Source organism: Maritalea porphyrae (assembly GCF_030159895.1).
GTDB lineage: Bacteria > Pseudomonadota > Alphaproteobacteria > Rhizobiales > Devosiaceae > Maritalea > Maritalea porphyrae.
Genome location: NZ_BSNI01000002.1, coordinates 224918 through 248651, shown reverse-complemented (window position 1 = coordinate 248651; position 23734 = coordinate 224918). Strand labels below are relative to the sequence as shown.

The following is a 23734-nucleotide window of genomic DNA, read 5'->3' as shown; positions in this document are numbered from 1 at the left end:
GGCTTAATCAGCCGGCCCTTTTTGTTTGACGAAATATAGTCCAATTAGGCCAAGCAACATCAACACGACAATTGGCGATATGCCAATTTGCTGAGAGCCGGATATGCCCGTGGCGATCGCCACGGCAAATGGGCCGATAAAGGCCGTTGCGCGGCCGGAGAAGGCGTAAAGGCCAAAGGCTTCGGTTACTTCTTCGTGACGCACTTGATGGACTAGCAATGTGCGTGATGCCGCTTGAATGGAGCCGCCAAAGGCGCCGATTAGAGTGCCTGCAAAATAGAAAGTGAGTAGTGGTGCACTGCTTGCGGGATCAACGGGAAATGCGAACAGAACATAAGTCTGGGTTGTCGAAACTACCAACAAACAGGCTAGCACAAGGATCAAGCAAGAGGCCGCGACAACCGGTTTAGGACCAAACTTCTTATCTGCTTTGCCGCCCAAAAACGCACCGAGCGCGCCTGCAATAGCGGCAATAATACCAAAGATGCCGACCTGCGTAACGCTTAGACCCAAGACGCCAGCCGCATAGATGCCGCCAAAGGCATAAAGCGCGTTCAGTCCGTCGCGATAGAAAAGCGAGGATGCTAGGAACGCAAAATAGCTCCTGCGCTCAGGCAATGTCTTTATGGTGGCCCAGAGTTTATGTAGCCCAAGCGAAATCGCATTTTTCGCTGCGCGCTTCTTCGCTGCGTCTGGCACAAACAAGAACAGCGGAATAACGAAGATCAAATACCAAATGGCCGTGAAGGGCCCTGAAGCACGATCACCTTCATAGTTAAATCCATCAAGACCAAATAGAGGCGTGAAGCCAAAAAGGGTTTTGCCAGTTTCTGGATCTGAGGTGGCCATAAAGGCAAGAATAAAAATAAGCGATGTCACGCCACCCACATAACCAAGTGCCCAACCATTGCCGGATAGCTCACCAAGGTCTTTGCGGCTGACCAGATCGGGCATCATTGCGTTGTTGAAAATTGCGGCAAATTCAAAGCCAATCATCGCAATAACCAAGCCAACGAGCGCGATCATGACCGCATTCTCGGTACCGGGTGTTGCGAAAAACATGCTGAAGGCACCAGCTATGGCGAGGACTGAAAACAAAGCGATATAGGGCTTACGTGGACCAGTTGCGTCTGAAATTGCGCCTAGAATTGGGGCGAGAAATGCAATGATGAGGCCACCTATGGCTACAGCCCAACCCCACCAGGTCTGCGCCTCAGCGCCCGATGCAGCGATATGGTGGGCGAAGTAGGGACCAAAAATGAAGGTGAGAATGACAGTGTGGAAGGGCTGTGCTGCCCAATCAAATAGCATCCAGCTTACGCGTGCTTTCTTGTCGGCACCTGCATGCGGCTGTGCCGTTGCTGCTGTTTCGCTCATGGTTCCCCCCCAGGCTTTGATGTAGCTTAGTGCGCATTTGTGGTTTGGGGAATAGGCGAGATTTGTGACGTGTGCATGAAAAAGCCCCGGCGAGAAGAAATCACCGGGGCCAAACATTGTTTTTGGTTGTTGTTTAGCCTCGTGCCAAATCTGACAAGAGACCAGCCGCTACGGAAAGCCGCGACACGCTCAGCGTGCTTTCAGTGATATTGGCGACCATTTCGCGGCTACGCTCAATATCTTCTCGACGAGCTTCGTGCCATGCCGCCAGCCCTGTATCGACATCCGCACTGTCAAAGCTGAGCACATCCAATGTGATGTCCCGTTGTGCGCGCATCAGGTTGGCAATCGCGCGATCAAGTGCCATGCGGTCATAATAGTCTTTCACCTCAATGGTATGGACTTGCTCGGTGATGTGACCCAACTGGAAGGTTTCAAGAACAGCAAAATAGGTCTTTGCTGCGTCTTCAACCGAGATTTCCGCCCGTTCGCTGACCAGCACCACTTCGGTGGCGAGCGTCAGCGCGGAGAGCTGAGCAATACGCTTCGCCAGTGCATCTGGTGTGCCACCATCTTTAAAGCTCTGTGCCTGTTCAGAGACAGAGTTGGACACAAAGGCTGGCAAAACATCGTCGAGCATTGATCTAATGACTTCGATGCCTTTTGAATAGGTTTCGACAACCGTTGATATGCCATCGGCAAAGTTGACGTTCCGCAAGAACCAAGCGGTTTGCTGAAGGAGCAATGTGCGCAACTCGTCATAGAGTTTAAGTTGCGTCTCACCATTCATCTTTGTGTCCAAAGCGTCGATGGCAAGGTTCATATCGGTGAGGCCAAAACTATCACGAGCAGCGGCGTAAGCTGCCGCGACCTGGGATGGCACAGCGCCTGTTGCGGCTGAAATGCGATGCACAAAATCTGGCCCGCCGCGGTTGATCATGGCGTTGCACAATACCGTTGCAATTACTTCCCGACGAAGGCGGTGATTTTTGATGGTATCGGGATGCTCGTCTGCCAATTGATCAGGGAAGTAGCGGAACAGTTCTTTGCCCAGATATGGATCGTCCGGCACTTCGCTTTCCAGCAACTCAGCATAGAGCGTGTTTTTGGCATATGCCAAAATAACCGCGAGTTCGGGTCGATAGAGCCCTTCGCCTTGTTCTTCGCGCTCCATCAAGTCCACATGTTTTGGCAAATATTCAACCTTGCGGTTGAGGTGGCCTGCCGCTTCGAGTGCTTTCATAAAGTCGGCATGATAGGGCAAGTCTGCCAAATTGCGGCGTTCGGCCAAGGAGATGGCCAGTGTCTGCAAATAGTTATTGCGCAAGCACAGTTCAGCCACTTCATCGGTCATCGCTGCAAGGAATGCATTGCGCTCTTCGTAAGTGAAAGTGCCTTCGCGCACCAATGTGCCAAGTGCGATTTTAATGTTCACTTCCAAGTCAGACGAGTTTACGCCGGCTGAGTTGTCAATCGCATCTGTGTTGATGCGGCCACCGCTCTTTGCAAACTCGACACGGCCCAATTGGGTGATGCCAAGGTTCGCGCCTTCGCCAATAACTTTGGCGCCGACTTCAGAGCCAGTAATACGGATTGCATCGTTGGCGCGGTCACCGGCATCTGCGTCTGTTTCGGTCGATGCCCGTACATAAGTGCCGATGCCGCCGAACCACAATAGATCGACTTTTGAAACCAAAATGGCTCGCATCAATTCATTCGGGGTCATTTCGTCTTTTTCAAGACCTAGCGCTTCAACGGCCTCGGGAGACAATTTGATCGACTTAGATGAGCGCGGATAAATCGCACCACCTTCAGACAGTAGTGATTGATCATAGTCCTGCCAGCTCGAACGCCCCATATCAAAGATACGTTTGCGTTCTTCCCACGTGGTTGCAGGGTCTGGGTTCGGGTCGATAAAGATATCGCGGTGATCAAACGCGGCCACAAGTTTTGTTGCTTTTGACAAAAGCATGCCGTTGCCGAACACATCGCCTGACATATCACCAACACCGACGGCGGTGAATGGTTCGTTTTGAATGTCTTTATCCAGTTCGCGGAAGTGGCGTTTTACCGCCTCCCAGCCACCGCGCGCGGTGATGCCCATCTTTTTGTGGTCGTAACCAACAGAGCCACCAGAGGCAAATGCATCAGAGAGCCAGAAATTGCGTTCATCTGATATCGCATTCGCAGTATCAGAGAACGTGGCAGTACCTTTGTCGGCGGCAACAACCAAATAGGGGTCATCGCCATCTTGGCGGACGACGTTTTTCGGTGGAATGACCGCATCGCCGTCCAGATTGTCCGTTATGTCGAGCAAAGAGCCAATAAAGATTTTGTAGCTTTCTGTGCCTTCAGCAATGAACTCTTCGCGCGTGGCGCTGGATTTGATTTGCTTTGGCACAAAGCCGCCTTTGGCGCCTACTGGAACGATCACCGCGTTCTTCACCATTTGGGCTTTCACAAGTCCCAAGACCTCGGTGCGGAAATCTTCTGGTCGATCCGACCAACGCAAGCCACCACGAGCGATCATGCCGCCGCGCAAATGTACGCCTTCAACCCGTGGGCTATAGACATGGATTTCGCGGAAAGGACGTGGCTCAGGTAGTCCGTCCACTTTGGACGCATCATATTTGATGGCTAGGGCTGGGCGACGTTTATCGTCAACACGTTGGAAGAAGTTGGTGCGAAGACTTGAATCAACCAGGTTCACATAGCGCCGCACAATTGTGTCGTCATCAAGTGAGGTGATGGCTTCCAATGTGGCCGACACAGTTTCGCGTGCTTTTGCTTCAACGCTGGTGCGATCACCAACAAAATCAGGGGCGTGGCGGACATGGAACAGGTCAACAATTGCCAAGGCAACATCTGGATGTTTGGACAGCGTGTCCCACATATAGCGTTGCGAGTAGGTGATGCCCGTCTGCTTTAGGTAGCGACCGAGCGCGCGGATGATAGACACATCATCCCATTCAAGTGCTGCCCTTACGGTTAGTCTGTTGAAGCCATCATTTTCGACGTCTTTGTACCACACCGCTTTAATCGCGCGTTCTATGACGTTGTCGATTTGCGTCAGGTCTTGTTTGATGCCTGGCGCTTTGATCGTCATATCGTGCATGACGCGATCATCAGTGTTCTTTGGGGTCACCGTGTAGGTGCGCTCATTGACCACTTTAAAGCCAAAGTTTTCAAGCATTGGCACGCGAGCGCTCAATGGAATAGCTGTTGTGCGGTGGTATAGCTTGAGCGAATAAGCCCCTTCGCGGCGTGCATGTTTGCTTAGGCGTACCGCAATTTGCCGATCGTCCATTAAGAGCTGGAATTGTTCAATGTCTCTTAGCGCTTCAGCGTGGTCGTATTTTTCCTGATAAGCGTTGGTGAACGCGTTCGCATAGTCGATGACATCCCGTGGATCTTCGGCGGCTGCCAAAAGACGGTCCCCATAGGAGTATGTCATCTCTGTGATGTACGCTTCTAGCTCGTCGCGGCTTGGGCGTGGGGTGACACCACCATTGCGGCCAAGGATGAAATGCACGGACACCAATTCCCCTTCCGGGAAATTGGGGTAATAAGTGGACACGCGCGCATCATATTCTTGCGCCAAGTATTCGCCGACCTGTTCGCGCAACTGCGAATTGTAGCGATCCCGCGACATGAACATCAAAATCGAAACAAAGTTGTCGAACGGGTCTATCCGGGGCAAAACGCGCACGCGTGGTCGATCAGCGAGCGCTGAAATCGTTGTGGCAAATTCGAAAAGCAACTCCTCATCAATTTGGAAGAGCTCTTCGCGTGGATAATTGTCCAACGCGTTCATCAAAGCTTTGCCAGAGTGCGAGTTCGGATTATGTCCTGACCGGCGCATAACTTCCATCACCTTGCGGCGCAGAAGTGGCACTTCGGTGTGCGGTGTAGCCAGCGACATAGATGTGAAAAGGCCAATGATCCGCAATTCACCGGCAATGGAGCCGTCTTCATTGAATTGCTTGATGCCGATATAGTCCATGTGCGCGCGACGGTGCACCACTGACTTGATATTGGCCTTGGTCACCATAAGCGGTGCAGATTTGGTCAAGAAGTCCGCATGTTGTGCGGTCATTTCCACATAGTCTTCGCCATGACGCAAGAAGAATAGGTTTGGATCGGAAAGGATGCCCAGACCGCTATCTGGAATTGGCTCGAGATGTGGTTCACCATCAACTTCAGAGAATTGATATTCACGCATTCCAAGGAAGGTGAAATTGTGATCGGCCAACCAGCCAAGGAAGTGCATGCTTTCTGACAGTACGGCTTCATCAACTTGGGGCGGATTATTGCGATAATTGCGCACCACATCGCCAAGTTTTTCCAACATCGGGCGCCATCCCACAACAGCGCGACGTACCTGAACAAGCACATTGTTCATTTCAGTTTCTATGGCTTTAACCGCATCTGGGGAAAGGCCGGGGTCAAAATGGACGTGCAGAAGGCTTTCTGTTTCGGCGCCATCTTCAAGTTTTTCAAGCACTTCAATTTTTTCGCCATCGATTTTGATTGGCAAAATCGGGTGGGCAAAAAGGCGAATATCCGCTCCACAAGCGCGGATCGCACCCAAACCCGAATCAACGATAAACGGCATGTCTTCGTTGTAGACGTCGATGATGTGGGTGTTGTTTTTATCGCCCAGTGGCGTGATGGTTATTGAGTGTTCTTTGGACTGCCGCTTGCCCAAATTCTCATATGTCTTACGTGCAATATCTAGAAATTCATCAATATTATAATGACTTAAGTCTGTTTCGTCGATGGAATTTGTAAGATGAACAAGGAAATTTGCGAAACTCTTTTCGCTGGAGCCGAGCTTATGTGCTGCGGCAACCAAATGCGCTTTATTGGAGGTTTGAACCTGCGCCATCGTTGTGACCCCTTTTGGTGATGACATGGGGTGAGCCTAATCCTTGATTGTAAATAAAAGAAGTAGGAAATGGTCTGCACAAAACTAGCCATTGGTCTTATCCACTTTTGTGTGCAGGTGTTGTGGCGAACCGATCTTTAGCCACCAGCCTTGACCGGGTTGGTTCAGGGTCTTAAAAACATGGATCGAAATCCCTTTGACATTAGCCGAACGAGAAAACCGAACGATGACGAGCGCACGCACACTTTACGACAAGATCTGGGACGATCATTTGGTGACCAACAATGAAGACGGCACGAGCCTTCTTTATATTGACCGTCACCTTGTGCACGAAGTGACGAGCCCACAGGCGTTTGAAGGGCTCCGTTTGGCTGGCCGCAAAGTACGTGCACCAAAACGTACTTTGGCGGTTGTGGACCACAATGTGCCAACGACAGATCGCTCAAATGGCATCGATGATCCAGACAGCAAATTGCAAGTCGAGACTTTGGCGAAGAACGCCAAAGATTTCGAAGTTGAGTATTTCGACGAGCTGGATAAGCGCCAAGGGGTTGTGCACATTGTTGGACCTGAGCAAGGCTTTACCTTGCCAGGCATGACCATTGTTTGCGGCGACAGCCACACTTCAACTCATGGCGCGTTTGGCGCATTGGCGCATGGCATTGGTACTTCTGAGGTAGAGCATGTGCTTGCCACTCAGACCTTGATCCAATCAAAAGCCAAGAATATGCGGGTGACGGTGAATGGCAAATTGCCAGAAGGCGTGACCGCAAAAGATATCGTTCTCGCGATTATTGGCGAGATTGGCACAGCTGGTGGTACCGGCCATGTGATCGAATATGCGGGCGAAGCAATTGAAGCTTTGTCGATGGAAGGCCGGATGACGGTTTGTAACATGTCGATTGAAGGCGGCGCGCGCGCTGGTTTGATCGCTCCGGACCAAAAGACATTTGACTATATCCAAGGCAAACCACGCGCGCCGAAAGGCGAGGCGTTCGATATGGCGAAAGCCTATTGGGAAACCTTGAAGACTGACGAAGGCGCGGTGTTTGACAAAGAGATCACTTTGGATGCAGCGAACCTTACCCCGATTGTCACATGGGGTTCCTCACCAGAGGATGTTGTTGCGGTTACTGGTGTTGTGCCAAACCCTGATGATATTGAAAACGAAAACACCCGTTCTTCGAAATGGCGTGCGCTTGATTATATGGGCCTAAAGCCAGGCACCAAGATTACGGATATCACTATTGATCGCGTGTTTATTGGTTCATGCACCAACGGCCGGATCGAAGACTTTCGTGCAGCAGCTGAAGTGCTGAAGGGCAAAAAGATCGCCTCAACCGTAAGCGCAATGATTGTACCCGGTTCAGGGATCGTGAAAGAGCAAGCCGAAGCTGAGGGATTGGATAAGATCTTTATCGAAGCTGGTTGCGAATGGCGCGAGCCTGGTTGTTCAATGTGCTTGGCGATGAATGCTGACAAATTGAAACCAGAAGAGCGGTGTGCTTCCACGTCGAACCGTAACTTTGAGGGCCGCCAAGGCTTTAAGGGCCGCACCCATTTGGTTAGCCCGGCGATGGCTGCGGCGGCAGCCGTTGCTGGCCACTTTGTGGATGTCCGCGATCTGTAGGAGATAGATATGATCAAGGCGAAACTGGTTCTTTCAACTCTTTTCGCCTTGGTTTGCTCCTCGGCTTATGCGGGATCCTGTGTCCCAGACGGTTTAAACCTCTCTGCAAAAGACTTTTCTCGATTGGCGACGATTGACCAATCGCGCATAAAAGGAATGGCCGAGGCCATGCTTGGCGAGGACCCGGCTGAACGTGATACTGTATCAAAACTTTATCACCAAGGCATAGGGGCACCAAAGGTTGTGCCTGCTGGTGACTACCGGTGCCGAACAATAAAGCTTGGCGGCATATCTGCGCTTGTGAGCTATCGGTATTTCGATTGCCGTATCACAAAGGTGGGCTCTCACCTAAAGCTCGAGAAGTTAACCGGTTCACAGCGCTTTACGGGCCACCTCACTATGCAAGAGAGCGGCGTCGCCTTTAAGGGCGCTGGCCATTATGGCTATGAAGAGCCGCGAAACTATGGCGACGATGAAAGCCGCAACAAAGTCGGGTGTTTGTTTGAGTCGCTGGGTCAGCCAGGCTCGCTTTTGCTTGAACTGCCTTCTCCTCAATTTGAATCAACCCATGATGTGATCGAACTGGTATTGCGCTAGTCTGCTTATTTTGTTGACCCAAATCATCACATGATCAACCGCACTGCTGTAACGCTTATTTGCAAAGTGGGAGGGAGTTATGTGGCGTAGCGCGACTGCCATCGGGGTTTATACAATTGTACTGGCGATGCTTGTTGGCCCGGCGTATTCGCCAAACAACTTCAATTGGATTGAACACACGACCTCGCAGCAGGCAGGGCAATTGGTTGCGGGTGCGTGGATAATGCGGTTGGGTTTTGTCGGGTTCGGGTTGGGCATTTTGTTTGATGCAACGTCGCGCTTGCGTGCGGGCGAGTGGCAAAATAGCCTGTTTTGGTTTTTTGGCCTATCGATGGTGCTTGTTGCCGTTTTCTCCCACCGTCCGATTGATGCTAGTTTGGCCTATGACATGAGTGATGATTGGTTGCACTCGCTTTTTGCTACCGCAATGGGTTTTGCTTTTGGTTTCGGTGTTGCATGGCGCATGTATCATATGCGCTCAAGACTTGCCCTCATTCTATCCGCTGTCGCAGCCGCTGCTTCAATTATATTTCCGCTTGCCATGTGGCAACTACCCAACTATGCGGGGCTGCTGCAAAGATTGATGTTTTTGATCAGTTTTATTTGGTTCATGATCTATCTTCCAATGCGCCAAATGGACGGTTGAGCGCTTAACGCACTTGACAATTCACACATTTGATTATGAACATATGCTTTAAATGGCGTCGCAATTGGGCGCGATTTGAAGGGGCTAGTGGATGGTGCAAATCGACCGAAGCTGGAGCCTATTTGGGATATGCATTTGCGTTGTGGCGGCGTTAATTGCACCATTTTTTACGCACCCAGACTATAATTGGGTGCGCCATACAACTGGTGAGCTTGCCGGACAACAAATGCCAAATGCATGGATCATGCGGGTTGGTTTTATCAACCTTGGCTTTGGCGTTTTTTTCGATGCGTTGCAAAAAGTTGCGAAACATCAACGCGAGTATATGCCATTTATCGTGTTTGGCATCTGCATGATCGGCGCGGGCACATTCAATCAACGATCGATAGATACCACTCAGTTTTTTGCAGAACCTTTGGCCCATTGGCACGGTTTTTTGTTTATCATCGCAGCAATTGGCTTAGCAGCCGGCATTGGCCGACATGCCTATGCGAGTGAAGATACCAAGGTAAAAGCCATCAGCTTCATTGCATTCTTGGTTGTTGTCAGCATGGGCCCAGTTATCTACTTTTTGCCCAGCATTGCCGGGGTTTTAGAGCGGTTCGGGCTAGGTGTAGCTCTTTTATGGATGGCCTGCTTTTTTCACAAACGGGCTGTCTAACCTTCTTAACTAGCGCAGTTTTGTTGCCAGTTTGTAGTCGGTCAATTCGTCGTTTGTTAGATAATAGAGTTTGTTGGGTGGGGTCTTTAAGGCGTGTATCCAGATTTTGGTATCTACGCCCATTTCTTCTAAATGGGTTGTGATTTGCGCCGTTGTTGTTTGCGCATCCGACATGGCCTGTGGTGGCGTAATGTCTGGCGTTGCCCCGTAAATCTGGTGCAACCCGATGGTTGCCTTCTTGCTGGCAGTTCTGGTCTTGCCACCGGCAAAGACCAATGGGCATGAGGATGCACAAAAACCGCCGCCATCCACGAGCGTTTCAAACCCCGATGATCGAATAAACTGTGAAATCGCTAGGGCGTCATTCACCGAACCGCCGGGCGAGTTGATTTGAACAGTTTTGATATATTCTTTGGTGCGTTCAAGTTCTTCGATTATTCGCGGGGCAGCACCGGGTTCGATATAGCCAGAAAGCAACATAATCCCATTTTGCGCCAATGTTGCGGTGACCGGCGCAGACAGAATTTCGGGTTGCACGGTGACCCGCTCGTCTGGAGAAAACTCAGGCGCGTTCGGATCAATTTCAGGTCGATCGATAGCCGGTAGAATAGGACGTTCAAGCGGCAAGTCTTGTACGGTGGATGTATTTAGGGCCTGAAAGTCCAAAAACAACAATGTACCAGTACCAATCAGTAAGCCAAAAAATATGGCGCGCATTAGATTGGCGTCATTTGGCCACCCAAATCTTAGTCGATTGCTTTGATCCACGCTGCTCATAGCTATGATGACTTGCTGTCTTGCCGTTTTGCGGCGTCGATTGGTGTGACATTCGGATCGTCACTTTTGGTGCCGGTTTCAGCGTTTGCAGACTTTTCATCATCGACATCTTCAATTGAGGCAGCTGCTGTTTGAGATTTGTGGCCCTCGTTCATTTCGTTGAACAATGACACCGCGCGCATCATTTCGGCGGCGGTGATTTTGTCTGCTGCATCTAGTGTGCGGGCTTCGCGGCGGCTGGCCGAGTAGACCACAGCAAGAATTAGCACCAGCACCATTGGCAGCAGATCGATTGAAATCGCGCCAGCCCAGCTGGGCAGGAAGTCACGTGCATAAAGCAACACCGCTTCTGCTGAAGAGAGCGGCACAAAGCGGCGTGGTTGAACTTGAGGTTCAGCAAGGATTTTGTCGGCAGCGGTTTTTAGCGCCACGGATTGGGCTTGCACCGCGCCCATTACAGATTGCATCACTTCGTCTTGTCGGTCAGCTAGGTCTTGCGTGCCGCCATCAGCCACTGGGGCGATAAAGCCAAGCGACAAGTCGTCCGCAGCGCGGCTAACAGATGAGGCGATAGATGTTTCTTGCAAAGAAGCGATAACTCCCGTGAGGGCGACAGCTTCGGCGGCGAATTTGTCGGCCCTTGGTTGCACCGCGCCTTCACCTGAAACGAGCGCGCGCATATTTGCCAAATGGGTTGAGCCTTTTTCGAACTGTTCAGCAACGGTCGAGCGAGAATTGTCGATGGTGCTGCCCAATTCATCCAATTGGGCGGACATTTGCGTGAGCAACTGCACAACAGAACCTGAACCCGATGTGCCGGTGAGCGCGCCAGATCGTCGCTCATCATCGGCTAGACGAGAAAAGCGAACGGAGGCGCGTTGGACGTCTGGAAGGAGTGACTGTGCAGACAGGGCGTTGCCATGAGCATCATCAAGGTCAGCTACATAGTCTTCCAATGTAACCGCTAGGTGTTGTTCAAGCGCTGCGGAACCAGCAAGCGCGGCAGCGTTGAGCCAAGAAGACATGGCGATGATCATGACGCTGCCCAAAGCCATCACGCCGATCAGCGCGCCTCGTCGGGCATTGTCACGCATCAGTGGTAAGAACTTCATCATATATGTCCAAAAGGCGTAAATACCGACGGAAACGGCGACGGAATATATGATGGCCGCTGCGAACACCATATCGGGCGACCCATCAAGCAAACTGCGCACCCCAAGATAGGTGTAGACACCACTCGCCAATGCCAGAACCGCCAAAGCAAAGCGGGTCATGGTTTCAAGGCTTTTGACCCCTTCGCGCAATCGCGCTGCGTTATTGTTGTCGAGCATGTGAAACTATCCCTAAAATCTGTGTCCTGCATATTAAGCGGTTTAATCGCGGCTGAAAAAGGGCAGGTCGAGGATTGTTCTAGCTTGCTGTTGTTTGATTGTCGTTTGCCAGTTGGAACAGCCATGTCACGAGCCACAGATAGATGATGGTTTCGGCGAGCCGTTGCACAGCGCCGACAATTGGGTTGTCGGGTGTTAGTGCTAAAAGCAGGATCAGCAAAACTGGCGTGAGAAATATTGTGATGCGCTTGAGCAAAGTAGAATTGCTTCTTTTGGTCTGCTGCCAGGACAAAATTGCTAACCCTAATATTGCGGTAAAGTAGGCCAGCAAGCCTGTAATAATATGGATTGTATGAGAGAGCGTTGGATCTTTTGGGCGACATTGAAAATCGCAAGGAGAGAGGGCGGCGATGCCAATCAGAATTGGATAGGCAAGCAGGAATGCAAAGCCGATCAAAGTCGCTGGGTTTTTAGGCAGCAGTTGCCATGCGATTGCCAAGCCTAAGAGCAATAGTATTTCGGTGCCAATGAACCCAAACAAGTTCATATAAGGTCCGATTGGCGAACCTGTAGCGCCGAGTTCACTCATGAATTGAGAGATGTGGCTGTAGTTGGGATAGTTGATGCCGCCCAGCAACACTGAACCTGCCAGCCAAAAATAGCTCGCAATAGCTAGTGCGATCATCAATCGTGATCTTGTCATGTTGCCCCCATATCTTTGCCAAACGGATATGGGGGATCGTTAAGATCATTCAACCGCCGCGCTTAGAAATTATGAATTGGCAAATACTGTTTAAGCAAGCGCCAAAGGTGTGGGCGGCAACGAGATTTTTGCAATTGCTTTTTCAAGTCGTTTGCGTTTCGCCTCTGTCGGCATTTCCTCAAGACGGGAAAAAAGAATGTGCGTGATTTCATCCGACTTAAAGCGCAGCGTCGAGTTTGCCAGCTTTTCTGCATACATTGGCAGTTGGTTTGGCTTGGCGTCTTTTAAGAACTGAGTGATGTGTGGGTGAAGTGCTTCTTGATATGAAGGGTCGTTTGCGACAGCCAACAGAATATCAAAAGTTGCGTCTTTTGCGATGACAGAACCACGCGCCGCTGCATCAAGTATGAGAGACATCTGCTCAGCGGTTGCATCGCGGTCTAAGTGACAGCATTTTGAAAGCAGCGTCAGCGTCCCCCACAAAACCCGGTTGTCTTTGGCCCGCAAAAGGTCAAAGACGAACTCTAACTTGTCTGCAAAGCTGTGTGGTTTTAATGAAGCCAGCTCATAGAGCACTTTGATCGCATCATGTTGCTGGGGCTTGTGACCATGTCTGACGATCCCGAACAATTCCAATATCTCGCTGCTTGTTTCGCTCTGCTTGGCAAGCTTATTGGCCAATTCAATATTGGGTTGTTCATCGCCTCGATTTAACGCTGATGCGAGTTGCTCAGCTAAGCTCATTGTGTCGTCACTCCAGATAAGTTCGGAATGCTAAAAATGCTCACAAACTTGCAGCCAATTCTAGCGACAATTTTGCCATATCGGTGAGCGAGGTTTGACGTTGGTCTGCATCAATTTCATCGCCGGTAATCAAACAATCAGAAATGGTACAAATCGCGAGCGCTTTGCATCCCTTTTGCGCCGCGATTGTATAAAGTGCAGCGGCTTCCATTTCGACGGCCAAGATGTCGTGATCAGTGAGCGGTTTATACGCAGCCAAGCCAAGCGGTTGATAGAAACTATCCGAAGAAACGATGCCGCCGGCGTGCCAAGTCATGTCTTTTTGATCGGCAAGGTCCGCAGCTTTGCGCAAAAGTGAAAAGTCAGCGGTCGGTGCGAAGGTGAATTTGCCGAACAGTTCATGATACATGGTACCTTCGTTCGACGCTGACATGGCGAGAATTACATCACGGACCTTGGCGCGTTTGTTGAGGCCGCCGCATGTGCCGATACGAATAAGATTTTTGACCCCATAAGTGTCGATCAATTCATTCACATAGATGGATAGGGAAGGCTGGCCCATGCCTGTTGCTTGCACCGAGACGGGTTTGCCATTGAACGTGCCGGTATAGCCAAGACAATTGCGCACGCTATTGACTTGTCTAGGGTTCTCGAAAAAGGTTTCTGCCACCCATTTTGCGCGCAAAGGATCACCGGGCAAAAGCACCGTTTCGGCATAGTCACCAAGTTTTGCGTTGTTGTGCGGTGTCATTTTTTACTCCCCGGTCAAATATTTTTGCGCATCTAGGCATTTTTTGAAATTAGATTCAATGTTTCAATTGACGAGATGGCTTGTGTTTGTGGTGTGGGGCTTGACGCCCTTTCACCACTGATGCATTGAAATGGTGAAATTTACTAGGGAAGTCGCAAATGGACAAGTTCACCACATTGACCGGCGTTGCAGCGCCATTGCCATTGATTAATATCGATACAGATATGATCATCCCAAAGCAGTATTTGAAGACCATCAAGCGCACCGGTCTGGGTTCAGCCCTTTTCGCCGAGATGCGCTTTGAAGAAGATGGTGTTACCGAAAAGCCAGAATTTGTGCTGAACAAAGACGCCTATCGCAATGCTTCGATCATCGTTGCAGGCGATAATTTTGGTTGCGGTTCGAGCCGCGAACATGCCCCTTGGGCGCTAAAAGACTTTGGCATTCGTTGCGTCATTTCCACCAGCTTTGCCGACATCTTCTACAATAACTGCTTTAAAAATGGCATTTTGCCTGTGGTTGTGACCGAAGAACAATTGGCAGCGCTAATGGATGATGCAGACCGTGGCTCCAATGCGACCATCACGGTTGATTTGGAAGCACAGACCATTTCTGGGCCAGACGGTGGCACAATCAGCTTTGATATTGATCCATCGCGCAGGAATGCGTTGCTTCAAGGTCTGGATGATGTGGGTCTGACCATGGAAAAAGGTGAGGCGATTTCGGGCTTTGAAAGCAAAATGGAAGCGTCGCGTCCTTGGATTTAGCGCTGACAAACTAAGTACAGTTTTGCAGTAAAAGGCGGGGATTTTCCTCGCCTTTTTTGTTTCGCCAAGATTTAGCTTGTTGCCTTTTGGGCTGATTGCGATGTCATCAAACGCTTGCGCAAAGCGATCGCCACCAAGGAGGCGCCGTTTGAGATGAGTTCGACCGCAAGAATGATGCCCAAAATCGATGCAGCGGATTGTGGGAAGTTGGCAAATACCATAATTGCCAAAACAACTGATAATCCGCCTGACAGCAGCAGGGTCCAATAAGAATTTGTGCCCCGCATTGGCAGTGCCATAAAGATCTTTGAGACGCCTGTGACCAAGAACAAAATCGCCACAATTAGGGTGAGTGACAAGATGCCAGCAAGTGGGTTGGCAAATAGCACGACGCCGATAAGCGCGATACCGATTGCGGCCACAAGACCCCATATCCGATCGTTTTGGATTTCTTCTTGAAAAGCCACATAGCCTGCGATGAGACCGATGACTAGAAATGCCCAACCGGCGAGCTGTTCAACCGCAATGGTTGCCGCTAGGGGGTTGGCTAACGCTACTAAACCTGCAATGACCGACAGGAGGCCGGCCGCAAACCAAATGGTCCAATGTTTCATTACGCCCTCCTTATAGTGTTAACAATAAATTAATAATGACACTGTTTGCGTGATTTGTCATCATTGAAGTATTGGGCTGGGGAATACTCAAATTCTGGATCGAATATTTGGTGTTCTATTTTGATTGCTAGTTGGCTGTTTTAGTTGTCACAAATTGGAACTTTAATCGTCTCAGTTGTGATGAGATAAATGAGGATGAAATGAGCGTTATCAAAATATCGACAGGCTCGCCTTTTGAAAAACAGGCAGGTTATTCGCGTGCCATCAAGGATGGCGATTGGGTGCATGTGGCGGGCACAACTGGTTATGACTATACTGTGATGGAGATGCCTGAAGATGTGGCAGCCCAGGCAGAAAAATGCTTTCAAACGATTGCTGCGGCACTTGAAGAGGCAGGGTCTTCACTCAATGATGTGGTACGCGCACGCTATTATATAACTGATCCATCTTTTGCTGACGACGTGTTTAGGGTGACCGGCAAGTATTTTGGTGAAGTTCGACCCGCAGCGACAATGGTTGTTGCTGGATTGATCAAACCTGAAATGAAAATCGAAATTGAAGTGACCGCTCGTATTGGCGCTGGATCCGCAGCTTAATCGGCGTTGTTACACAAAAACTATGGGGCGACGGATTGCCCCATTTCTTTTGCTTAGATTATAACATACGGTAGCGTATCTTTTTCTTGAGGTGATGATCTATGTTGTATTTACTCGCAGCCCTCGCTGACCTGATTTTGTTTTTGCTGCATGTTGCGGCAATCTTCATTGGTGAACCAGCCTATCTATTTTTACGTGCAGGTCGGGTTATGGCTGAGGCGGACACAAATGGTGAAAGTTGGCCAGCTTTGTTGACGGCCTTTGTTTCAACTGTGTTCTTGATTTGGGCGCTTGTTACCTATTGGGCTGGAACCGGACGGAAGCTGTCGGGGCTTGCGCGGTACTTGGTCATTGCCATTGGTTGCGTCTTCGTGCTGAGAGGCTGTTTGATCTTTTTCCAGCTTGGTGGATACACTTTGGCATCAGACGGCGAGGTGCCACAGCTTCGAGACTTCATTTTCAGCCTTTCTGCGTTGGGGATTGGCGGTTTGCACTTGGCCGCGGCAATTTGGCGTCGTTGACCTTCCAGTTCCCGTAAACATTACAGCTTTGTTGCGAAGGTAAAACGTAACGGAGCAAAATATGCATGAAGACAAGAGATCGTTTACGCTGCAAGGCAACATTGTTGGCGCGGTAACTTTGGCGCTATTGATAACGCTGACCCATCTGCTATTTCCATCGCATAAAATAGAGCTCGCGGCTGCTATTCTTGTTGCGATCGCAACGGTTTATCCTGCCATATTGTTGGCGCAACGCGTTGCTTTGGTGGATGCGTTGTGGGAAGGCGGTGCAGCTGTAATAACGCTTGGACTTGCGTTGTTTGGGCTTGTTTTCGCTCCATGGTTGATTGGCGTAGGATTAATTGTTCACGCAGTTTGGGACTGGATTAAACATCGAACCGACGTCGGCGTGAAGGTGGTGGCATGGTATCCACCCATGTGCGCCATAGTTGATAGTTTGGCGGCCCTCTACATCTTTTGGATCATATATATCTAGACGTTTTTGACGCTCAAAGCCTTGTCAGCTCAGGTTTGAACGCGTAGCAAAGCGACAAATTGAATTGTTATAGATAGGCACCAACATGGCACAGCAAAATCTACTCTTGTTGCCCGGCGACGGGATCGGCACTGAAATCATGGCGGAAGTTGAAAAGCTGATTGCGCATCTCAATGCATCTGGTCAGTCCGACTTTGCTACCGACACAGGACTTGTTGGTGGGTCTGCATATGATGCGCATGGTGTTGCTATTTCCGAAGAAGACATGGCCAAAGCACTTGCCGCCGATGCTGTTTTATTTGGTGCGGTTGGCGGCCCAAAATGGGATGATGTGCCTTACGAAGTTCGCCCTGAAGCGGGCTTGTTGCGCTTGCGCAAAGATATGGGTTTGTTTGCCAATCTTCGCCCTGCGATTTGCTATCCAGCATTGGCCGACGGTTCTTCGCTGAAACGCGAAGTCGTTGAAGGCTTGGACATTTTGATTGTGCGTGAGCTTACCGGTGGCGTTTATTTTGGTGAACCAAAGGAAATTCACGACCTAGGAAATGGCCAAAAGCGCGCAATCGATACACAAGTCTACGAGACTTATGAGATTGAGCGGATTGCGCGTGTAGCGTTTGACCTGGCCAAAACCCGCGATAATCGTGTGCATTCTTCAGAAAAACGCAATGTGATGAAATCCGGCGTTTTGTGGCATGAAGTGGTGAGTGCAATTCACGCCAATGAATATAAGGATGTTCAGCTTGATCACATTCTTGCGGACAATTGCGCGATGCAATTGGTGCGCAATCCAAAGCAATTTGACGTGATTGTGACTGACAACTTGTTCGGCGATATTTTGTCCGACGCCGCAGCGATGCTGACCGGTTCTTTGGGTATGTTGCCGTCGGCTTCTTTGGGTGCACCTGATGCGACAACTGGCAAGCGCAAAGCGTTGTACGAACCGGTGCATGGTTCTGCGCCTGACATTTCTGGCCAAGGCATGGCCAACCCAATTGCGATGATCGCCAGTTTTGCCATGGCCTTGCGTTATTCGTTTGAGATGGTCGAGCTAGCGGACAAAGTTGAAGGTGCCATTGCATCAGTTTTGGATGAAGGATTGCGCACAGGCGACATCATGCAGGACGGTTGCAAGAAGGTATCTACTTCAGAAATGGGCGACGCGATTATCGCCAAGCTCTAAGTCTTGCACCGAGTTCATTTCCGGTTCTTAATAAGGGCATCATTTATTGGTGCCCTTTTTTATGACGAAAACAGTAGATTTTGATGCGCCTCTGACTGAAGGCGATTTGGACCAATTATACCGTGAAGGCAAACTGCCGCGCGCGGGAATGCAACATTTGCTTCAATTGATTGCGCCGCGCAATCTATGGGGGCTGTGGGCCGATAAACTCAGCTTAGTTGTCGGCGTCATACTCGTCCTTGCCGGAATTGTCTTTTTCTTTGCTTTTAACTGGCGCGAAATGCCGGGCTGGCAAAAGCTTGGGTTGATCAATCTTGGGCTCGTCACCTGCCTTGTCGCTGCATTGGTGCGTGGGTTGGACAGTGTTGCGGGTCAAGCGCTGGCGATTGGCGCTAGTCTTTTTGTTGGCGTCTTCATGGCCGTATTTGGCCAGATTTATCAAACGGGGGCCGACGCCTATCAATTGTTCATGATGTGGGCGATCCTGATATTGCCCTGGGCGATCTTGTCGAAATCGCTTGCGCATTGGACCTTGTGGCTGGTGATCGCCCATATCTTTATGGTCGCAATTTGGGTTCAAACCGTAGGGGATGGGTTTGAAATTGATGTGCCGCTCGCCATTGTCGGATTGCTTGCTTTTGGGGTGCAGTCATTTCACGCTCAAAAACATCCCAAGGGCTGGACAGCACATAAATGGTTCTCTTGGATTTGGCTGTTCTATTCCCTTACGCTCACCGCATTTCTAGTTGGCGCTTGGATATTCAAACTGCGTTATGGACTTAATATATATAGCGATCCATTTGATGGACGTTTGCAGGATATTGCAGGCCTAATTGGCATAGTGCTTCACGCTTTGGGCTATTATTTTGCGTTCCGTTTGTTCCGCAATCTTGTTTCGGCGCAAATTTGGACGCTCATCAGTTCAATTTTGACTTCAACCATTTTCTTAATCTTGTTTGCTGAATGGATCTTTGATTGGGGTGATGGCGGACTGCTGTTTGGTGGCCTGTTCATGGCGGCTGTTGTGGCCGGCATTTTCTGGGGCGGGATCAAGTTTTTGAACTTGCACGAGTTTGTCGGAATACCTGCAAAGGAGAACGAGAATGCTTAGCCGGGAGCAAGCCATAACCCGCCTTGGCAAATATGGCGTGCCGTTTTCCGAAGAAGTTTGGCAAAGTCCGTCGAAGCGAAAAGATGGTGAGTTTGGTATCTTTGCAATCATTATTCGGGTGATCGCAGGGCTTTTCATTCTGGGCATGGTTATCGTTTCGATTGCCGGGTTTATCGCCATTCTAGGATTGAGCGATAATTGGGAACATGTGGTGGGCACGATTGGGGTGCTGGCCACAGCTTTCTCGGCGTGGAAATTTCGGTACGGCTACAAGGCACTAGAAAAGCAATATAGTTTTAGAGGGCTTTTGTATCTATCGCTCTTGCTGGTGGGTAAGGCGTGCTTGCTTTTGGCACTATTTGGCTGGTTTGAGACGTGGCCGTTTGATAGGGCGGATGCATGGATTGTTGCGATAATATTCAGCGGAATAACCATTGTGTCGTGCGTCTATTACCGCATGTATTTGGAAGCGTTTTTAGCGGTGTTGGTCTCACTGTTTTTGGTGGATGCTGCATTCGGCATCCAAATGATGAAATTTTTGATGCCAGAAGGCAGTTCTTGGCCCGCTTATAATGCATCTGATGCTTTTAGACTTGAGTTTTGGCGCGCAAGTGAGCTCGTTGTAACAATGGCGGTCGCGACGCTCATTGTGATTGCTGCGATATTGGTTCTTTGGCAGAGGCGCCGCTATTTGTCTTCAGTCTACTTATATGCGGTCGTGTTGTTTTTGGCGTACAAACTGTTGCCCGCTGACAACCAGATATTCAGGTTTTTCATTCCCAAGAAGGAGGTAGACCTCCCTTTCAACTGGGGATTGGCTCTGATTTTATTTGCCGCTTCGTTGGCCATCTATGCTTTCCTTATCGGTGGCTGGCAAAAGCTGAAATCGCTTGAGCATGTGATTGTGATTTGTTGCATCGTCATACTAGCCGTTTTGGGTATGCATGGCGTGCTGTTTGCGATTGCGTTGATGGCGCTGGGGCATATGCGGCATGACAAGGTTCTGTGGGTCGTTGGCTTGATCTATTTGCCGGTCTATTTGTTCCTTTTCTACTTTTCGCTCGACGTCATTTTGTTGACCAAAAGCTACATGCTTTTGGGTTCAGGCATCTTCATTTTGGCAGCTCGATTTGTACTGACGCGTTTCTTTAACCCCAGCTTGGAGGTTGAAAATGCGTAATTGGTTGATGCTTGGTTTTGGCGTTTTGATTGTTGGGCTGCTCAATTTTGGGGTGGTGCAAAAAGAGCAGGTTATCGCTGAGGGGACATCTATTTACCTTGAACTGCGCCCAGTTGATCCGCGTTCTTTGCTACAAGGCGACTTTATGCGGCTAGGGTTTGAGGTTGAAAACGATCTCAGGTCTTCAATTGAAGGCAAGAAAATCAGATCCGGGTTTGCGATTGTGAAGCAGGATGCGAACGGGGTTGCACAATTTGTGCGCCTTGATGATGAGTCTAAACTGGCCGATGATGAGTTTGCGGTGCATTTTACAAAAACGTCTTCACGTCCGACATTGGTCCCCAACAGTTTTCTATTCCAAGAAGGTGAGGGGGGCGATTTTGAAAACGCAAAATACGCAGTGTTGATTTACGGTGCGGATCGACGTGACTATGTATTGCGCGGACTTGCGGATGAGGGAAAAGAGTTGATCAATCCACGCGACACAATTGGGTGGAACTGATCAGTCCCCGCGATGTTTTCCAGCTCATATTTGCCGCAATTGCGCGCCAATATGGCGATTGGCGGAACTGATAAGGGTAAAAGTGTTATTGACTCTTCATCTTTTGCCGCTAGAAAAGGCAAAGTTATTTTTTGACCAATGTGTGAGCATTTGATGCGCGGTTTGCAAAAGACAGCGATGAAGATGAAGACCATGCCAACCTTCGGTGGCGTGGCGATTGCACTTGCAACAACAAAAAAGACCACCACCAAAACCGTTTAACCGTCTTCCCTGGGCTTTCCCCCGACAGGGAGGAGGGTCAAAGCGACGGCCGCAACAACAAATGTTGCGCGGGGGGTGAGACAAGGATCAACGAACTATGGGTTACAAAGTAGCGGTTGTCGGCGCGACAGGTAATGTCGGTCGCGAAATGCTTTCAATCTTGGCTGAACGTGGCTTTCCTGCCGATGAAGTTTACGCACTAGCGTCTTCACGTTCTGTGGGCAGAGAAGTGTCTTTTGGCGACAAGACGCTCAAATGCAAAGATTTGCAGCACTTTGATTTTACCGGCGTTGATTTTGCGTTGATGTCTGCAGGCGGATCAATTTCTGAAAAATGGGCGCCAAAAATCGGCGCGCAAGGTTGCCTTGTGATCGATAACTCCTCAGCTTGGCGTTATCACCAAGATGTGCCGTTGATCGTGCCAGAAGTAAATGCGCATGTTTTGGATGCCTATATGGCGAAAAATGAACGTATGAACATCATTGCCAACCCAAACTGTTCGACAGCTCAGTTGGTTGTGGCGCTTAAGCCGTTGCATGATAAAGCAAAGATCAAGCGTGCTGTAATTTCCACATATCAATCTGTTTCTGGCTCGGGCAAAGAAGCATCTGATGAACTGTGGAACCAAACTAAAGGCATCTATGTAACAGATATGCCGGAGCCGCAGGTTTACACAAAACAGATCGCTTTTAACGTGATCCCACATATCGATGTGTTCATGGAAGATGGATACACCAAAGAAGAGTGGAAGGTTTTGGCTGAGACCAAGAAAATGCTCGATCCAAAAATCAAAGTGACATGCACAGCGGTTCGCGTGCCGGTGTTTGTTGGTCACTCTGAAGCGGTCAATCTTGAGTTTGAAAATGAAATCACAGCTGATGAGGCGCGTGACATTCTGCGTGAAGCACCAGGCGTGATGGTTGTCGATAGTCGTGAAGATGGCGGCTATATCACTCCGATTGACGCGGCAGGTGAAGACGCTACTTATGTGAGCCGAATCCGCGAGGATACAACGGTAGAGAATGGTTTGAACCTCTGGGTTGTTTCAGACAATTTACGCAAAGGCGCGGCGTTGAACACTATTCAGATCGCCGAAAGCATTATCAATCGCGGCTTGCTAACTAAGGCTGCGTAAGCGCTTTAAAAAAGAATCTAACGAAATTAGGTCGGGCATTGTGCCCGGCCTTTTTCTTTGATCAACTGAAACGTAAACGCTGAGGGAAGAGGCGATTTTGGTTCAACTGCGCATCGCTACTTCGGACGATATTGAAGCGATTGCGCAGTTGTTTTTGCGCTCGCGGCAAGTTGCATTGCCATTTTTGCCAATAGTTCATTCGCCAGAAGAAGACCGTAAGCACATGCGTGAAATGCACGTACGCGGTCGCATCACCTTGGCAGAAGAAGCTGAGCAGGTTGTTGGGTTTATTGTGGATTTGGATGGTTGGATTGCCCACCTTTATCTTGATCCGGATAGGCGACAGCAGGGGATTGGGCAAAGGCTGATTGATGATGCCAAAGCGCGTCATGACGCACTTGAATTATGGTGTTTTCAGCAAAACTGGGCGGCGCGCGCCTTTTATGAAAAGAATGGTTTCGTTGCGATAAAAGAGACCGACGGGGAGAATGAAGAAAAGCTCCCCGATCGGCTATATCGTTGGCGCAAAGGTGCGAACTAGTCGTTTTCTGGACGCACAAAGTCGCCCGTTTCGTGGTCCATAATCCAAAGTTCAGCGGTTGAAATGTCGAACCAAGCGCCGTGAAGCGACAATTCACCCTTTTCAACCAGATCGTTGACATATGGGAAGGTTTTGAGGTGATTGACCGATTGACGCACACCGACACGCTCAAGGGCTGTTTGGCGTTCGCCATCTGTCATCACGCCAGCTGATGCGACTTTTTCGGCAACCGGGGCAAGTTGGCTCATCCATTTGCCAATGAAATCGCCTTCGTCGAGTTTGACTTCACCACCGGAAAGTGCGGCTTTGATGCCGCCGCAGCGTCCGTGGCCCATCACGACGATATTGGAAACGCCAAGTCCATTTACCGCAAACTCAATAGCTGCAGAGGTGGAGTGGTGTCGACCATCGGGCGCGTATTCTGGCACCAAGTTGGCCACATTGCGGACCACGAAAAGTTCGCCCGGATGTGCGTCGAATATCATCTCCGGCGCAGCGCGGCTATCACAGCACGCGATGATCATTGTGGATGGGGTTTGGCCTTTGTCAGCCAATTCCCGGATTCTGTTTCGCTGTTGTTTGTAAGTGCCGTCCATAAAGGCGCGGTACCCAGCGAGCAATTCATTTGGAAAGCTGTTCATATCGGTCAAATATCCTGATTGTTTGTGTTTTGCAACTCGACAAAGGGCGAATGCGTTCGGTGATAAATGATTGACTTGCCAAATCATTGATTCCAGTCAAAA

At 49.8% G+C, this 23734-nt stretch carries 23 protein-coding genes; 14 read left to right on the top strand and 9 right to left on the bottom strand.

What is annotated here, in order from left to right; genetic code table 11:
- Nucleotides 1-3: 3 nt before the first annotated feature.
- Both QQL65_RS04655 and QQL65_RS04650 read right to left on the bottom strand, forming a co-directional pair.
- Nucleotides 4-1377, bottom strand: coding sequence for an MFS transporter (locus QQL65_RS04655; protein ID WP_284362382.1), 1374 nt, complete (start codon nucleotides 1375-1377; stop codon nucleotides 4-6).
- A gap of 133 nt (nucleotides 1378-1510) precedes the next feature.
- Nucleotides 1511-6292 carry an NAD-glutamate dehydrogenase gene (locus tag QQL65_RS04650; protein ID WP_284362380.1) on the bottom strand — a complete coding sequence of 1594 codons (4782 nt, stop codon included), beginning with the start codon at nucleotides 6290-6292 and terminating at the stop codon, nucleotides 1511-1513.
- Nucleotides 6293-6491: 199 nt separating this feature from the next.
- Here QQL65_RS04650 and leuC point away from each other — a divergent pair, with 199 nt between their 5' ends.
- From leuC to QQL65_RS04630, 4 genes are all read left to right on the top strand, one after another.
- Complete coding sequence (gene leuC / locus QQL65_RS04645) at nucleotides 6492-7895, top strand: 3-isopropylmalate dehydratase large subunit (RefSeq protein WP_284362379.1); 1404 nt, start codon at nucleotides 6492-6494, stop codon at nucleotides 7893-7895.
- A gap of 9 nt (nucleotides 7896-7904) precedes the next feature.
- Entirely contained in the window at nucleotides 7905-8492 is a 588-nt protein-coding gene (locus QQL65_RS04640; protein WP_284362377.1) for a DUF4893 domain-containing protein, read from the top strand.
- 79 nt (nucleotides 8493-8571) lie between these two features.
- On the top strand, nucleotides 8572-9138 hold the full coding sequence (locus tag QQL65_RS04635; RefSeq protein ID WP_284362376.1) for a DUF998 domain-containing protein: 567 nt from the start codon (nucleotides 8572-8574) through the stop codon (nucleotides 9136-9138).
- A gap of 91 nt (nucleotides 9139-9229) precedes the next feature.
- Entirely contained in the window at nucleotides 9230-9799 is a 570-nt protein-coding gene (locus QQL65_RS04630; protein ID WP_284362374.1) for a DUF998 domain-containing protein, read from the top strand.
- Between the two features lie 9 nt (nucleotides 9800-9808).
- Here QQL65_RS04630 and QQL65_RS04625 read toward each other — a convergent pair whose 3' ends face one another.
- The 5 genes from QQL65_RS04625 to deoD form a co-directional block, all read right to left on the bottom strand.
- Nucleotides 9809-10516, bottom strand: coding sequence for a COG3904 family protein (locus tag QQL65_RS04625; protein ID WP_284362373.1), 708 nt, complete (start codon nucleotides 10514-10516; stop codon nucleotides 9809-9811).
- 62 nt (nucleotides 10517-10578) lie between these two features.
- Complete coding sequence (locus QQL65_RS04620; protein ID WP_284362372.1) at nucleotides 10579-11907, bottom strand: hypothetical protein; 1329 nt, start codon at nucleotides 11905-11907, stop codon at nucleotides 10579-10581.
- A gap of 79 nt (nucleotides 11908-11986) precedes the next feature.
- Nucleotides 11987-12610 (bottom strand): DUF998 domain-containing protein, encoded by a 624-nt coding sequence (locus tag QQL65_RS04615; protein ID WP_284362371.1) that lies wholly within the window; start codon nucleotides 12608-12610, stop codon nucleotides 11987-11989.
- 90 nt (nucleotides 12611-12700) lie between these two features.
- Complete coding sequence (locus QQL65_RS04610) at nucleotides 12701-13354, bottom strand: hypothetical protein (protein ID WP_284362368.1); 654 nt, start codon at nucleotides 13352-13354, stop codon at nucleotides 12701-12703.
- Between the two features lie 40 nt (nucleotides 13355-13394).
- Complete coding sequence (deoD, locus tag QQL65_RS04605; protein WP_284362366.1) at nucleotides 13395-14105, bottom strand: purine-nucleoside phosphorylase; 711 nt, start codon at nucleotides 14103-14105, stop codon at nucleotides 13395-13397.
- Nucleotides 14106-14263: 158 nt separating this feature from the next.
- Between deoD and leuD the strand changes: the two genes are divergently transcribed.
- Nucleotides 14264-14872: a 3-isopropylmalate dehydratase small subunit gene (leuD, locus tag QQL65_RS04600; protein ID WP_284362365.1), complete on the top strand. Its 609-nt coding sequence runs from the start codon at nucleotides 14264-14266 to the stop codon at nucleotides 14870-14872.
- A 71-nt stretch (nucleotides 14873-14943) separates the two neighbouring features.
- On the opposite strand, the gene QQL65_RS04595 is transcribed toward leuD, so the two are convergent.
- Nucleotides 14944-15486: an HdeD family acid-resistance protein gene (locus QQL65_RS04595; protein WP_284362364.1), complete on the bottom strand. Its 543-nt coding sequence runs from the start codon at nucleotides 15484-15486 to the stop codon at nucleotides 14944-14946.
- A gap of 200 nt (nucleotides 15487-15686) precedes the next feature.
- Between QQL65_RS04595 and QQL65_RS04590 the strand changes: the two genes are divergently transcribed.
- The 9 genes from QQL65_RS04590 to QQL65_RS04550 all read left to right on the top strand — a co-directional run bounded on the left by QQL65_RS04590 (nucleotide 15687) and on the right by QQL65_RS04550 (nucleotide 22991).
- Nucleotides 15687-16082: a RidA family protein gene (locus QQL65_RS04590; RefSeq protein ID WP_284362363.1), complete on the top strand. Its 396-nt coding sequence runs from the start codon at nucleotides 15687-15689 to the stop codon at nucleotides 16080-16082.
- Nucleotides 16083-16183: 101 nt separating this feature from the next.
- Nucleotides 16184-16603, top strand: coding sequence for a hypothetical protein (locus tag QQL65_RS04585; RefSeq protein ID WP_284362361.1), 420 nt, complete (start codon nucleotides 16184-16186; stop codon nucleotides 16601-16603).
- Between the two features lie 61 nt (nucleotides 16604-16664).
- Nucleotides 16665-17078, top strand: a complete 414-nt coding sequence (locus QQL65_RS04580) for a DUF6010 family protein (protein WP_284362359.1) — start codon at nucleotides 16665-16667, stop codon at nucleotides 17076-17078.
- Between the two features lie 85 nt (nucleotides 17079-17163).
- Entirely contained in the window at nucleotides 17164-18261 is a 1098-nt protein-coding gene (gene leuB, locus QQL65_RS04575; RefSeq protein WP_284362357.1) for a 3-isopropylmalate dehydrogenase, read from the top strand.
- A 61-nt stretch (nucleotides 18262-18322) separates the two neighbouring features.
- Nucleotides 18323-19372: a DUF2157 domain-containing protein gene (locus tag QQL65_RS04570; protein ID WP_284362355.1), complete on the top strand. Its 1050-nt coding sequence runs from the start codon at nucleotides 18323-18325 to the stop codon at nucleotides 19370-19372.
- Nucleotides 19365-20552 carry a DUF4401 domain-containing protein gene (locus QQL65_RS04565; RefSeq protein WP_284362353.1) on the top strand — a complete coding sequence of 396 codons (1188 nt, stop codon included), beginning with the start codon at nucleotides 19365-19367 and terminating at the stop codon, nucleotides 20550-20552. The genes QQL65_RS04570 and QQL65_RS04565 overlap by 8 nt, the downstream gene beginning before the upstream one ends.
- The gene (locus QQL65_RS04560) at nucleotides 20545-21054 is read left to right on the top strand and encodes a GDYXXLXY domain-containing protein (RefSeq protein ID WP_284362351.1); all 510 of its coding nucleotides are present in this window, start codon (nucleotides 20545-20547) and stop codon (nucleotides 21052-21054) included. Before QQL65_RS04565 ends, QQL65_RS04560 begins: the two co-directional genes overlap by 8 nt.
- A 358-nt stretch (nucleotides 21055-21412) precedes the next feature.
- Nucleotides 21413-22450 (top strand): aspartate-semialdehyde dehydrogenase, encoded by a 1038-nt coding sequence (locus QQL65_RS04555; protein ID WP_284362349.1) that lies wholly within the window; start codon nucleotides 21413-21415, stop codon nucleotides 22448-22450.
- A gap of 97 nt (nucleotides 22451-22547) precedes the next feature.
- A complete protein-coding gene (locus tag QQL65_RS04550; RefSeq protein WP_284362347.1) occupies nucleotides 22548-22991 on the top strand; it encodes a GNAT family N-acetyltransferase in 444 nt (147 codons plus the stop codon).
- Here the strand turns inward: QQL65_RS04550 and QQL65_RS04545 are convergent.
- Nucleotides 22988-23632 (bottom strand): carbonic anhydrase, encoded by a 645-nt coding sequence (locus tag QQL65_RS04545; RefSeq protein ID WP_284362345.1) that lies wholly within the window; start codon nucleotides 23630-23632, stop codon nucleotides 22988-22990. The two genes, QQL65_RS04550 and QQL65_RS04545, sit on opposite strands and share 4 nt — an antisense overlap.
- Nucleotides 23633-23734 lie beyond the last annotated feature (102 nt).